At 57.7% G+C, this 12,933-nt stretch carries 16 protein-coding genes; 13 read left to right on the forward strand and 3 right to left on the reverse strand.

The features are described from left to right. Window positions 1–82: 82 nt before the first annotated feature. A complete protein-coding gene (locus ACR0DK_RS07080) occupies window positions 83–376 on the reverse strand; it encodes a hypothetical protein (protein ID WP_170512044.1) in 294 nt (97 codons plus the stop codon). A 218-nt stretch (window positions 377–594) separates the two neighbouring features. Between ACR0DK_RS07080 and phnC the strand changes: the two genes are divergently transcribed. The 5 genes from phnC to ACR0DK_RS07105 all read left to right on the forward strand — a co-directional run bounded on the left by phnC (window position 595) and on the right by ACR0DK_RS07105 (window position 5,259). Beyond that, window positions 595–1,410: a phosphonate ABC transporter ATP-binding protein gene (phnC, locus tag ACR0DK_RS07085; protein WP_170394291.1), complete on the forward strand. Its 816-nt coding sequence runs from the start codon at window positions 595–597 to the stop codon at window positions 1,408–1,410. A 57-nt stretch (window positions 1,411–1,467) separates the two neighbouring features. After that, window positions 1,468–2,379, forward strand: a complete 912-nt coding sequence (gene phnD, locus ACR0DK_RS07090) for a phosphonate ABC transporter substrate-binding protein (protein ID WP_170509511.1) — start codon at window positions 1,468–1,470, stop codon at window positions 2,377–2,379. A 65-nt stretch (window positions 2,380–2,444) separates the two neighbouring features. Further along, window positions 2,445–3,320 carry a phosphonate ABC transporter, permease protein PhnE gene (gene phnE, locus ACR0DK_RS07095; RefSeq protein WP_480735407.1) on the forward strand — a complete coding sequence of 292 codons (876 nt, stop codon included), beginning with the start codon at window positions 2,445–2,447 and terminating at the stop codon, window positions 3,318–3,320. Next, entirely contained in the window at window positions 3,317–4,642 is a 1,326-nt protein-coding gene (phnE, locus tag ACR0DK_RS07100) for a phosphonate ABC transporter, permease protein PhnE (protein WP_170512037.1), read from the forward strand. The genes phnE (ACR0DK_RS07095) and phnE (ACR0DK_RS07100) overlap by 4 nt, the downstream gene beginning before the upstream one ends. Further along, window positions 4,642–5,259 carry a DapH/DapD/GlmU-related protein gene (locus ACR0DK_RS07105; protein WP_170663538.1) on the forward strand — a complete coding sequence of 206 codons (618 nt, stop codon included), beginning with the start codon at window positions 4,642–4,644 and terminating at the stop codon, window positions 5,257–5,259. The genes phnE (ACR0DK_RS07100) and ACR0DK_RS07105 overlap by 1 nt, the downstream gene beginning before the upstream one ends. On the opposite strand, the gene phnF is transcribed toward ACR0DK_RS07105, so the two are convergent. Further along, window positions 5,256–5,975 carry a phosphonate metabolism transcriptional regulator PhnF gene (gene phnF / locus ACR0DK_RS07110; protein WP_170509522.1) on the reverse strand — a complete coding sequence of 240 codons (720 nt, stop codon included), beginning with the start codon at window positions 5,973–5,975 and terminating at the stop codon, window positions 5,256–5,258. The genes ACR0DK_RS07105 and phnF overlap by 4 nt on opposite strands. Before the next feature lie 81 nt (window positions 5,976–6,056). Here phnF and phnG point away from each other — a divergent pair, with 81 nt between their 5' ends. From phnG to phnN, 7 genes are read left to right on the forward strand one after another with little or no spacing between them, the layout of a single operon-like run. Next, window positions 6,057–6,512, forward strand: a complete 456-nt coding sequence (phnG, locus tag ACR0DK_RS07115) for a phosphonate C-P lyase system protein PhnG (RefSeq protein WP_170394307.1) — start codon at window positions 6,057–6,059, stop codon at window positions 6,510–6,512. Beyond that, entirely contained in the window at window positions 6,512–7,075 is a 564-nt protein-coding gene (gene phnH / locus ACR0DK_RS07120; protein ID WP_170818202.1) for a phosphonate C-P lyase system protein PhnH, read from the forward strand. The genes phnG and phnH overlap by 1 nt, the downstream gene beginning before the upstream one ends. Next, a complete protein-coding gene (locus ACR0DK_RS07125; RefSeq protein ID WP_480735410.1) occupies window positions 7,075–8,163 on the forward strand; it encodes a carbon-phosphorus lyase complex subunit in 1,089 nt (362 codons plus the stop codon). The genes phnH and ACR0DK_RS07125 overlap by 1 nt, the downstream gene beginning before the upstream one ends. Beyond that, a complete protein-coding gene (locus tag ACR0DK_RS07130) occupies window positions 8,160–9,011 on the forward strand; it encodes an alpha-D-ribose 1-methylphosphonate 5-phosphate C-P-lyase PhnJ (RefSeq protein WP_480735411.1) in 852 nt (283 codons plus the stop codon). Before ACR0DK_RS07125 ends, ACR0DK_RS07130 begins: the two co-directional genes overlap by 4 nt. Then, window positions 9,008–9,778: a phosphonate C-P lyase system protein PhnK gene (gene phnK / locus ACR0DK_RS07135; RefSeq protein ID WP_480735413.1), complete on the forward strand. Its 771-nt coding sequence runs from the start codon at window positions 9,008–9,010 to the stop codon at window positions 9,776–9,778. Before ACR0DK_RS07130 ends, phnK begins: the two co-directional genes overlap by 4 nt. Window positions 9,779–9,781: 3 nt before the next feature. After that, complete coding sequence (gene phnL, locus ACR0DK_RS07140) at window positions 9,782–10,465, forward strand: phosphonate C-P lyase system protein PhnL (protein WP_170407674.1); 684 nt, start codon at window positions 9,782–9,784, stop codon at window positions 10,463–10,465. Then, a complete protein-coding gene (gene phnN, locus ACR0DK_RS07145) occupies window positions 10,462–11,013 on the forward strand; it encodes a phosphonate metabolism protein/1,5-bisphosphokinase (PRPP-forming) PhnN (RefSeq protein WP_480735414.1) in 552 nt (183 codons plus the stop codon). Before phnL ends, phnN begins: the two co-directional genes overlap by 4 nt. Here phnN and ACR0DK_RS07150 read toward each other — a convergent pair. Further along, the gene (locus ACR0DK_RS07150) at window positions 10,989–11,660 is read right to left on the reverse strand and encodes a DUF1045 domain-containing protein (RefSeq protein ID WP_170512023.1); all 672 of its coding nucleotides are present in this window, start codon (window positions 11,658–11,660) and stop codon (window positions 10,989–10,991) included. The two genes, phnN and ACR0DK_RS07150, sit on opposite strands and share 25 nt — an antisense overlap. Before the next feature lie 49 nt (window positions 11,661–11,709). Here ACR0DK_RS07150 and ACR0DK_RS07155 point away from each other — a divergent pair, with 49 nt between their 5' ends. Continuing rightward, on the forward strand, window positions 11,710–12,852 hold the full coding sequence (locus ACR0DK_RS07155; protein WP_480735416.1) for an alpha-D-ribose 1-methylphosphonate 5-triphosphate diphosphatase: 1,143 nt from the start codon (window positions 11,710–11,712) through the stop codon (window positions 12,850–12,852). The last annotated feature ends 81 nt before the right edge of the window (window positions 12,853–12,933 follow it).

A 12,933-nucleotide genomic window follows, 5' to 3' on the forward strand; every position in this document is an offset into this window, starting at 1 on the left:
ATCCCTTCGCGAGATCTTCAGAAGGAACAACACAAGCAGCGAGATTGCGCGTCTGCAGTTCGTGGGGTCTGCTGACACTTGCCTAAGCCGGGTCTCGCACCTCACCTTGCCAATGGTCCCCCATCGCGACGATGCATGAAGTACCGTTGGCGTAGTTCTGAACGATCATCCAGTCTCCGCTTGTACGTTTGACCCAAACCTCCAGCATTGTTTCGGGATCGCGCAAACCCATGCCCTGACGTTCGGCCCCCAGAACCTGTTTCAGTGTCTGTGCCATCCGCGCGCTGTCATCACAGCTGACATCCGCCATTTTAGACTGCGCAGTAGAAGGCACCGCAAGGCATAGAAGAAGAAGGCTGGCATGAGGACGGGTCATAGGTGAAGGTTAGTTCTTTCTGCGCTCAAGCGTAACAGTTTTATGACGCCCTGTGGATAAAACTCGCGCAGAGTCCTGCGAGAAACGCCACACACCGCAGAACCAGGCAATCATCGCGCCTGTCACAAATCTTTCGCGTAGATGTAAACGAAACGATTCAAAAGCGTCACGAAGCCTTTGTTTTGACGTTCTATCCGCCTCGCAACGATGGGGGCGATATGCTGAGAATTGAAAAGCTGACCAAAAAGTTTGGTGACAAACGGGCCGTGGATTCGGCGAATATCGTTGTCGACAAGCCAACCATGATCGGGATTATAGGCAGCTCCGGAGCTGGAAAATCCACGCTTTTGCGCATGGTCAACCGTCTGAGCGATGCAACGACCGGCACAATTACTTTTGAAGGCGAAGAGATCTCTGCGCTTCGCGGTGCTGCCAAACGCGAATGGCAATCGCGCTGTGCGATGATTTTCCAGCAGTTCAATCTTGTACCGCGCATGGATGTCGTCTCGAACGTTTTGCATGGCACGCTGAACAGGCAATCGACCTTTTCGACGATGTTCAACCTGTACCCGCGGTCGGATATTCATAAGGCGATTGAAATTCTGGATCGGCTAGGCATTGCCGAGCAAGCACCCAAGCGAGCCGAAGCCTTGTCAGGCGGCCAGCAGCAACGCGTCGCCATCGCCCGCGCGCTGATGCAGGACCCGAAGATCATTCTGGCGGATGAACCGATCGCCTCGCTCGACCCGATGAATGCGCAGGTTGTGATGCAATCGCTGCGCGCCATTCACGAAGAAGACGGCCGCATGGTCATTGCCAATCTGCACACGCTGGATACCGCTCGCCGCTATTGCGACCGGGTCATCGGAATGCGCGATGGCCGGATCGTGTTTGACGGCACACCTGCGCAGCTGACTACGGGCGTTGCGCGCGACATCTACGGTGCAGGTGCAGACTTTTCCGAGGCCGCAACCTCGACCGAGATCGAAACACTGGACAGGCCAGAGGTCCGCGAAGCGGAAGCCTACGTCTGAGCCAGTTTCCCCCGCGTCCGTCGCGGGCCACCTTCATCTAACCGAACGGAGAAAATGATGAAAAAGACCCTCGCACTGGCGTTTGCCGCCACGACCGTTTTGAGCACTGCTGCTCTTGCCGAAGAAATCACCGAGTTTCGCATTGGCATCCTCGGTGGTGAAAATGCCCAGGACCGCATGAACTCGTACCAGTGTCTTGCAGACTATACCTCTGAGGCGTTAGGAGTTGAGACCAAGCTATTCGCCCCGGCGGATTACAACGGTGTGATACAGGGCCTGTTGGGCGGTACACTCGACATGGCATGGCTGGGTGCCTCTTCTTACGCAGCCACCTATCTGCAAGACCCCGAAGCAGTTGAGCCCGTTCTGATCAAGGTCAATGTGGATGGTTCAATCGGGTATCACTCGATTGGGTTCGCCCGCAAGGATAGTGGCGTCACCTCACTGGACGACATGAAAGGCAGAGTGTTTGGGTTTGGTGATCCGAACTCGACCTCAGGTTATCTGATCCCCTCGATCGAAATCCCGCAATACAAAGAAGGTATCACCATGGAGTCGGGTGAGTATTTCGGTGAGGTCAAATTCACTGGTGGCCACGAGCAGACGATCGTCGCTGTGAATAATGGCGACATTGATGGTGGTGTGACCTGGGCCGATGGTCAGGGTAACTGGGAAGATGGATACAATTCTGGTGCCCTGCGCAAAGCGGTTGACGCAGGTCTTGTCGACATGAACGACATGGTCCAGATCTGGAAATCGAACGTTATCCCCGAAGGCCCTGTGGTTCTGCGCAAGGCGTTGCCTGCCGATGTCCGTGCGACCATGACAGATCTTGTCGATGGCCTGCACGAGCGTGACCCCGATTGCGCTTATGGTGTGGCGGCAGGCGAGACGCTGGGTTTCCAGCCGGTATCGCATGACACCTACATCTCGATTGTTGAGGCCCGCAAAGCCAAAATCGGTGGCTAACGCGCGCACATGACGTTTCCGGCAACCCATTGGGGTTGCCGGTCTTTATTCATTCGGGGCTAGGGATGGCAGATTTATCAATCGGTGCGGCGCCAGGCGGCGTCGAGACCATTCAATCCAGCTATATGGCACAAGTTCACAAGCGCAGGCTTTATGGCGGGCTGACGTTGCTGATCTTTGTGGTCCTGATGGTATCAGGTTTCAACATTGCGGATTCCCGAAACGCGGGTGGGTTCTGGGACGGATTGCATCAGATCGGTGATTACCCGGCGGATGTGCTGTCTGAAGCTTGGGAAAAGCGGGCCGATCTGCCTGGCCTGATCGTGAAGTACTTCCCTGCACTGGTTGAGACGGTGAACATTGCCGCAGTTTCCACGTTGATCGGGGCCATCGGTGGCCTGATCCTGTCGCTTCTCGGCATACGCGGGCTGGCGAAATGGCCGCGATTGATCCCGGTCTTCCGGCGTATCTCGGATGTTATGCGCGCAGTGCCGGAAATCGTTATCGCGCTTGTGCTGATCTTCGTCCTTGGGGGCGGTCCGGTGCCGGCGATGATCGCTATCTCAATCCACACCGCAGGGGCGCTTGGTAAAATGTTCTCGGAAGTATCCGAAAACGCTGACCTGAAACCGGTTGAGGGGTTGGCTTCGACCGGGGCGACTTGGTCGAAACAGATGATGCTGGGTATCCTGCCACAGGTCGCGCCAAACTATATCAGCTACACGTTGCTGCGATTTGAGATCAATATTCGCGCTTCTGCCATCCTGGGCTTCGTCGGCGCGGGAGGGTTGGGTTACGAACTGCGCAATGCCATGGCTTGGGGTCCGGGTCGTTTTGACGAGGCCGGCGCGATTTTCATCCTGCTATTCAGCACCATCGTATTCTTCGATCAGGTGTCCAGCCGCTACCGCAACCGTCTGACCGAAGGGCAGGGCCAATGACCACAATTGATTGGAACTTCGGGCTGGACGAGGCCAAGCTTGACGCCGAAAAGCTATTTCAGCGTAAACGATTGATCGGCTTTAGCATCCCCGTCGTGATCCTCGTTTATCTCACCTACATCTTCTTCGCCTTCGACTTGCCGGGCCTTGCGCAACGTGCCAATCTGGACAACGCCGTTACACTGGCTTCTGATAGCTGGTCACACAAAGTGCATGTCACACGCAATAATCGGAGCGGTGAGGTGACCTATGCGGTTGAGGGCGAGCGTAAGGGCACTTATCCCGAGGGTAAACGTCCCGACTGGGTATCGGGTGAAGAGGTGACGACGATCGATCTGGGCCGCAATCATATCGTGCGGTTCCTGCCTGACAACCGGACCGAGATTGAAATACCCGATTTCCAGCTGATCGAAGTGCAGGCCAAGGGACGCCGCCTGACGACAAATCTGCCCTCTGAACTGCCCGACTGGATTTCCGCATCTGAACGGCGTGTTGGCGTCACAACGCCTGAGGGCCGGATCACCATGACGGGCGCTCGGACTGAAGTGTTCAACTATTTCCCGGGTTGGGAGCTGTTCTGGTTCACGCTTGACAGTCCCTACCACGGCCATGGGATTGGAGAGATCCTGTTTGGCGCGCAGATCGATCCAAGCCGTTCGAATATCGCAGGCGCAATCTCTGACTGGTGGAACAACGCGATGTGGCGGCATAAGGATGTGGCCTGGGCCATCGGAGAAACGATCCTGATGGCATTTCTGGGTACGATGGGTGCCGCGATGATCGCGCTGCCATTGGCCTTTCTCGCCGCCAAACGGTTTTCGCCGATCATGTTGCTTCGCGCCGCAACGCGCCGTCTTTTCGACTTTGTGCGCGGTGTGGACGCATTGATCTGGACTGTGGTTCTGGCTCGGGCTTTTGGCCCCGGACCATTGACCGGCGCGTTGGCGATTCTGATTACCGACACAGGCACGTTTGGCAAAATCTTCTCGGAGGCGTTGGAAAACGTTGATCAGAAACAGATCGAGGGGGTGTCCTCGACCGGGGCTAAACCGCTACAGCGATACCGGTTCGGGGTGATCCCGCAGGTTGTTCCCGTGCTGCTGGCCCAGATTCTATATTTCCTCGAATCCAATACACGTTCTGCGACGATCATCGGTGCGATCACCGGTGGCGGCATCGGACTGATGCTGACGCAAGCCATCCAGACGCAGAAAGATTGGGAAGAGGTCGCCTATTACATTGTCCTGATCATCATCATGGTGATGTTCATGGATTGGGCCTCGGGCTGGTTGCGCGGTAAGCTGATCGGGCGGAAAGACTGATGGCGCGGCTTTCAGCGGAACAGCCCTGCATTCACCCCGAATGTGAGATTACCGAAAGCACGTTCGGGGCCTATGTTGAAATCGGCAAGGGCAGTCGCGTCGTACATACAAAAATGGGCGACTACAGCTATTGCGATCGTTATGCCGACATCGCCAACGCGAAGGTCGGTAAGTTCGCCAACATCGCCGCGTTTTCGCGGATCGGCGCGACTGATCACCCGCTGCACACGGCGTCCTGTCACCATTTCCTGTATCGCTCGAACGATTATTGGGACGATGCGGATCGGGACGAGGTGTTTTTCAGTCACCGCAAATCCCGAATTGTCCATATCGGGAACGATACATGGATTGGCGCAGGCGCGATGATAAAGCCCGAGGTCACACTGGGTGACGGGGCTGTTGTGGCTGCGGGTGCCTTGGTGACGAAGGATGTAGACCCCTACACAATTGTTGCCGGTAAACCTGCAAGACCCTTGCGACTGCGTCAGCCACGACACATCGCCGATCGGTTGATCGCATTGGCCTGGTGGAATTGGTCTCATGACAAGTTGCGGTTGGCGCTCGACGATTTCCGTGCTCTTACGGCTGATGCGTTTCTGGAGAAATACGAGCCTTAACTCTCAAGGGTCAGTGTCACCCGATCTCCAACAAACCAGGTTCGGCCAAATTCAACCGGTTGTCCCTTTTCGTCCACATTCACCCCGGATGATCTAAGCAGCGGATCACCTTCTGAAACCTGCAGATGTAGCGCTTGGGTGGCCGTTGCGCGCGTGGCCGTCAGACGGGTTGAGGCCCGAGTATAGTCAGTGACGCCCGACCTGTTTAATGCCTCGGTAACGCTGCTGGTCTCTTGCAGCGCAGCAGTGATGCCAGGCAGGCGCTCAAGGGGAAACATGCTTTCAAACACGGCAATCGGGTGCCCGTCCGCCAATGAGAGGCCGTGATACGCACAGATCTGATCACCGGGTGAAACGGTCAGTGCGGTGGCCTCGCCCTCGGTCGCTGCCCGTTCTTCAACATGAAGCACCCTCTTTTCTGGTCTGCGACCAGCAGCGATGAGGTTTTCATGGAATCGCACCCGCGAGCCGATGGGGTAATCGGTGGGCGTGGCTGCCACAAAAGCGCCCGCGCCCCGGCGCGTTCGGATTAGGCCCTCATCCACAAGGGCCGAGATGCCGTGACGCACCGTATGGCGGTTCACACCGAACCGCTCTGCCAGTGCCGCTTCGGTTGGCAGCTTATCACCCGGGCCATAGCGCCCTTCGGCCATATCGCTGCGAAGTGCGTCGGCGATGGCCTTCCAGATCGGGGTTTTGGTGGGAGTGTCACGCAAGTTTCACAAAATTCCTCTGTCTGACGGCGGCAAATATGATAAGATGTGTATAGTTGTATAGTATATGGAAAAGTTGTCGAGATGAAAGACACTTTTGATGAAAACGCGGACCGGAAGGCTTGGATGAGCCTGCTGGCCAAAGCGCCGGAGGGGCGCGTGGCCGCCCTATTGGATGCAGCGATGCCTCGCCCCGGCTTCACATGGCTGCGTGCTCCTGAGATTGGCAGCACCATGGTTCGGGCTCGCGCTGGCGGGACCGGTGCGCCGTTCAATCTGGGCGAAATGACGGTAACACGCTGTGCGCTGACTCTGGGAGCGGGCGAAGTCGGACATGCCTATATACAAGGCCGTCGGAAAGAAGATGCCGAAGTCGCCGCGCTGGTTGATGCACTGATGCAGACAGATGTGTCTGATCTGTTGCGCACAAAAGTGCTGACCCCTTTGCGAGATGAGCTGACCAATGCAAAGGCCGCGCGTGCCGCCAAAGCCGCAGCCACTAAGGTTGATTTCTTCACCATGGTACGAGGAGAGGATTGATGCAGTCAGAAGCCCTGATCGGCGGTTTCAAGGATCCCGCGATCCAATCTGCCCACGCCTTTCGCAGCGTGATGGAAGCAATGGCGCGTCCTGGTACCGTGCAAGAGATTTCTGGCGCAGTTCCTCCGGCCCCAATGTCACCAGCAGCAGGTGCGGTGTTGTTGACGCTTTGCGACACTGAGACGCCCGTTTATCTGGCAGGTGCGCTAGATTGCGACGCCGTACGCAGCTGGCTTGCATTCCACACAGGCGCACCGCTGACCGGCCCGTCGCATTGTATGTTTGCCATTGGTGCGTGGTCGGATCTGGGACCATTGAACGCATACCCGATCGGGACGTCTGAATATCCGGATCGTTCTGTCACGTTGATCGTGGAATGCCCCGAACTCATCGCTTCAGGGGCGACACTGACAGGTCCGGGAATCAAGGATAAAGCCGCGCTTTCATTGCCCGAGCTTGAGGCGTTTCAGCATAATCAGACGCTATATCCACTGGGGCTCGACTTCATCTTCACGAATGGCAGCCGCCTAGCGGCTTTGCCAAGAACGACCGAGGTGTCCTGATGTATGTCGCAGTAAAAGGCGGTGAGCGCGCGATTGAGAACGCCCACGCTTGGCTTGCCGAAGAACGCCGCGGTGATACCGATGTGGCGGAACTGAGCATCGCGCAAATCCGCGAACAGCTGAGCCTTGCGGTCAATCGGGTCATGGCCGAAGGCTCGTTGTTCGATCCGGATCTGGCCGCGCTTGCGATCAAGCAGGCGCGCGGGGATTTGATCGAGGCCATCTTCCTGATCCGTGCCTATCGCACCACTCTGCCGCGTTTTGGTGCCTCCGAGCCTGTTGATACCGGCGCAATGGCCTGTGACCGGCGCATCTCGGCAACCTTCAAGGATTTGCCGGGCGGGCAGGTGCTGGGGCCGACCTTCGATTACACGCATCGTTTGCTGGATTTCAAACTGGCCGCTGATGGTGAAGTGCCCGAAGCCCCTGTTCGCGAAGCGGAACCGGGCGATGTGCCGCACGTCACGGATTTCCTCAATCGCGAAGGTCTGATCGAGGAAGCGCCGCATGACGATACGCCGCCACCTGATCTGACCCGCGAGCCGCTTGAGATGCCCGCCGATCGCGCCTTGCGCCTGCAAGCCCTGACCCGCTCGGACGAAGGCTTCACCCTCGGTCTGGCCTATTCCACACAGCGCGGGTACGCGCGCAATCATGCCTTTGTCGGTGAGCTTCGGATCGGGTCCGTGCCGGTCGAAATGGAGATCCCTGAACTGGGCTTTGCCGTTGAAATCGGTGAGGTCGTTCTGACCGAATGCGAGACGGTCAACCAGTTCAAGGGTTCTAAAACCGAGCCGCCGCAATTCACTCGAGGTTACGGGCTTGTGTTTGGTCAGACGGAACGCAAGGCGATTTCGATGGCCCTCGTCGACCGCGCATTGCGCTGGGAAGAGCTGGGTGAGGACAACGTAGGCGCACCGGCTCAGGATGCCGAATTTGTCCTCTATCACGCGGACAATATTCAGGCGACGGGCTTTTTGGAACATATCAAGCTGCCGCATTACGTCGATTTCCAGTCTGAACTGGAACTGGTGCGCAAACTGCGCCGTGAAGCGGGCGCGGATCAGGTGCAGGAGGCTGCGGAATGAACGCCTATAACTTTGCTTATCTGGACGAACAGACCAAGCGGATGATCCGCCGTGCGATCCTGAAGGGTTTGGCAATTCCGGGCTATCAGGTGCCCTTTGCGTCGCGCGAGATGCCCATGCCTTATGGCTGGGGAACGGGCGGTGTGCAGGTCTCGGCCGCTGTGTTGACCCCGGATGACACCTTCAAAGTGATCGATCAGGGCTCAGACGATACCACAAACGCGGTCTCGATCCGTACCTTCTTTGAGCGCACTGCGGGGGTGGAAACGACCACGACGACCAGCGAGGCGTCCGTCATCCAGACCCGCCACCGGATTCCCGAGGAGCCATTGCAAGAGGGCCAAATCCTTGTTTATCAGGTCCCGATCCCCGAACCCTTGCGTTTTCTCGAGCCGCGAGAGAGCGAAACTCGTAAGATGCACAGCCTTGAAGAATACGGGCTGATGCATGTGAAGCTGTACGAAGACATCAGTCGGCACGGGCATATCGCGACGTCTTATGCCTACCCCGTGAAGGTCGAGGGCCGCTATGTGATGGACCCGTCGCCAATCCCGAAATTCGATAACCCGAAATTGGGTGACATGGCTGCGATCCAGCTGTTTGGAGCGGGGCGTGAGCAACGGATTTATGCACTGCCGCCCTATACACAGGTTGTCTCGCTGGATTTCGAGGATCACCCGTTTGAGGCGTCCAAAGCCGAACACGCCTGCAGCTTGTGCGGGGCCGAAGACAGCTATCTTGACGAGGTGATCATCGACGACGCGGGCGGGCGGATGTTTGTCTGCTCGGATACCGACTATTGCGAGGCGCGCCAGGCGGCGGGCCACAAAGGAAAGGACGCCGCATGACACCTTTGCTGTCTGTTCGGGGCATCACAAAGCGCTATGGCCCACATATTGGCTGTGCCGATGTGTCATTCGACCTCTATCCCGGTGAGGTCATGGGGATCGTCGGCGAAAGCGGGTCAGGCAAATCGACTTTGTTGAACTGCATGGCCGGGCATCTGACCCCGGATGCCGGAGAGGTTGTGTTCGACACCCGCGCGAATGGTTCGCAGGATACCGTGACTATGTCCGAGCCCGAACGCCGGATGCTGAGCCGCACCGATTGGGCCTTTGTCCACCAACATGCCCGCGACGGTCTTCGCATGGGCGTCAGTGCTGGGGGCAATGTGGGTGAACGGCTGATGGCCGTGGGGGAGCGCCACTATGGCGACATTCGCGGCAAGGCCACGGATTGGTTGCAACGAGTGGAGATCGATGCCTCCCGTGTGGATGATCGCCCGACGACCTTTTCGGGTGGGATGCAGCAGCGCCTGCAGATTGCACGAAACCTCGTGACCGGTCCTCGGCTGGTGTTCATGGATGAGCCAACGGGCGGTCTGGACGTGTCCGTTCAGGCGCGGTTGCTTGACTTGTTGCGTGGGTTAGTTCGCGACATGGGCTTGTCGGCGATCATCGTCACGCATGATCTGGCCGTGGTGCGCCTGCTGGCAGATCGGTTGATGGTGATGAAATCGGGCGGCGTGGTCGAGGCAGGCCTGACCGATCAAGTGCTGGATGACCCGCAACACGCTTATAGCCAACTTCTTGTCAGTTCCGTTTTGCAGGTGTGAGCAATGATTGAGCTTAACAACGTCTCAAAGACTTTCACTCTCCATAATCAAGGTGCGGCCGTGATCGAGGTGCTGAGCGATGTATCCTTCTCGGTCTCTCCGGGCGAATGCGTAGCGCTGACGGGCGCGTCTGGAGCGGGCAAGTCCACCCTCATGCGTATGATCTATGGCAACTATCTGGCCCGAAGCGGAGAAATTCGCATCGGTGATGTGGATATCGTGCAGGCAGAGCCTCGGACAGTTATCGCCCTGCGCCGCGAGGTTCTGGGTTATGTCAGCCAGTTTCTCCGCGTGGTTCCGCGCGTGCCCACCGTCGATGTCGTGGCCGAGCCCTTGCGGGCTGTGGGCATTTCCGCTGCTGACGCGAAGGCGCGGGCTGAAGCTTTGTTGCGGCAACTGAACATTCCCGAGCGGCTCTGGACCCTTTCACCGACTACCTTCTCGGGTGGTGAACAGCAGCGTGTCAACATCGCACGCGGGTTCGCCCATACCTATCCCGCGATGCTGTTGGATGAGCCGACTGCCAGTCTGGATGCGGCCAATCGCGAGGTTGTTCTAAGGCTCATCGAAGAGGCAAAGGCGCGTGGTACTGCAATCATCGGCATTTTCCATGACGAAGCGGCTAGGGCGCGCGTTTGTGATCGCGAAATCGACGCCAGTCAGTTTTCACCCGAGGTCGCGGCATGACCCGGGGTCGCCTCATCGCTGTGGTTGGCCCGTCGGGGGCTGGCAAAGACAGTGTGATGCTAGGGCTTTGTGACTTGTTGCCCGATTTGCATTTGGTGCGCCGCGTCATCACCCGGGCACCAGAGTTGGGCGGGGAAGACTATGACGCCGTCGAAATCGCCGAATTTGAAGAAATGGCAGCGAATGGTGCCTTTGCGGTGCATTGGGTTGCTCATGGGCTTTGCTACGGGATACCGGTTGCCGTCAAAGATCGGCTGAGTGATGGCGCAGATTGTCTGGCAAATTTCTCCCGTAAAGCTCTGCTCGAGGCCGCAGAAAAATTCCCGCGCTTCATTGTCCTGAATATCACCGCGAAGCCGGAAACTCTTGCTCGGCGTTTGGCGACTCGCGGCCGAGAAAGCGATAGTGAGATTGCAAATCGGCTTGCTCAGGCAGAAAAACCCTTGCCCGATGGGTTGGACGTTATCACCATTTCCAACGATGGCCCACTGGCCGAGACGGTTGCGCGCGCCGCAGGGGTCCTTCAACCAGCGAGCGCGTACCGATGAATAAGCTCGAAACGCCCATCAATGCGCTCGCCGCACAAGGCAATTTGGTCGATGACGAAGGGCTCGGGCAAGGCTGGCAAATGGCGGCGCAGCGCCTCGGTCCATACAGGAATATCACCATTCGGCAGCCGACCTGTCAGCGTCATGTGAAACCGAAACTCGTCCATCACATAGGGATAACCCCACTCGATCAACAGTGCGTCCTGACGTTGGCTCAGCCTTGCACCGCGCCGCCGCTCAAGTTCAGCCTCGTTGGTTGGGGCGCGAAACGGGTCAAGCTCACGTACACAGGCCGCAGCAATTCTTTGCAAGCCGCTAACATCGCCCTGTGGGGTCAAGGCGAGAAACCGGCCCAGCCTCGTCAGACTCAGCCCTTCACAGCTCGAAGGCGCCAGGCCAGCGGCCATCTCAGACGCCGCCGCTTTCAGGGCTTCAAGCGAATAACCTCCGGCCAGTTGAAAGGGTGGTTTCAGCGTTCCGTGAAAGCCGTATTTGCGCGGTGTCATCGTAACGTCATGCAAATCGGGCAGATCGGGCTGAGGCACCTCGCAGCCCTGCACGACATCCCATCCCAGCCAGCGCGCGCCGAACTGTTCCAATGGTCCTTCGGGCGGCACGTAGTAGATTGCAAATCGAGAGTATGACATGAATTCCCCTTTTCCCGCGCCCTCTTTGGCAAAGGCTTGTGACAGCGATATGTCAGATAATCTGTGCCTTGCGAATGCCCAGCTTGTGATGCCCGATCGGGTAGTAACCGGTTCGGTGACAATCGAACAGGGCGTCATTTCCGAGATCACCGAAGGGGATCATGTTCCGACCGGCGCAGTCGATTGTGCAGGTGATTACATCCTTCCGGGACTGGTCGAGCTGCACACCGACAATATCGAACGTCATATCGAGCCTCGCCCAGAAGTGGACTGGCCTCATCTTCCGGCCCTGATCGCGCATGATAGCGAGCTGGCTTCGACCGGAATCACAACCGTGTTCGACGCCATGCGAGTAGGTTCCATTCACAGCGGCAAGGGCCGTTACATCGATTATGCCCGCAAACTGGCGGACGAACTGTTGTCGGCGCGCGCCGCAGGCTATTTCAAGATCAGCCATTTCCTTCACCTGCGAGCCGAGATCTGCTCGGAGACACTGCTTGAGGAATTGGCGACCTTCGGGCCGGAAGACAGGGTTGGCATTGTCAGTCTGATGGACCACACGCCGGGTCAACGTCAATTCAGCGATCTGAGTGCATTGAAGACCTATGTCGCCAAAAAGCGCGGTATGACCGACGCCGATTTCGTTACACATGTCGAGAACCTGCGTGGTCTACAGCAGCGTTTCGGAGAAAAGCACGAAGCCGGTGCAGTGATCGAGGCCGCCCGTCTTGGCGCCGCGCTGGCCAGCCATGACGATACCACGGCGCGGCATGTCGAAAAATCGTCCGAAAATGGTGTGGCTTTCGCCGAATTCCCAACCACGTTCGAGGCGGCCGAGGCCTGCCGTACCCGCAACATCGCCGTCATGATGGGTGCCCCGAATCTGATCCGTGGCGGCTCGCATTCCGGCAATGTCGCGGCTGAAGATCTTGCAAAGGCCGATCTTCTGGAAATTGTGTCTTCCGACTATGTGCCCTCTGCGCTACTGCTGTCGGCTTTTCATCTTGCCAGTGTTTGGGACGACCTGCCACGTGCTGTGGCCACGGTTACACGTAATCCTGCAATGGCTGTCGGTCTTGATGACCGTGGCATCCTGAATGTAGGTCTGCGCGGTGACGTTCTGCGTGTGCGTCGCATGGGTCAAACACCAGTTTTGCGCGGTGTCTGGAGCCAAGGCAACAAGGTTGGATGAGTTGTGATTGGTTGAATCAAACTTGCCGAACAGAACATGGCTGGCGGCCGAAAGCTCGCGGATTACCAGATTGGATCTGCG

It is taken from the genome of Ruegeria sp. CE6 (genome assembly GCF_056537485.1).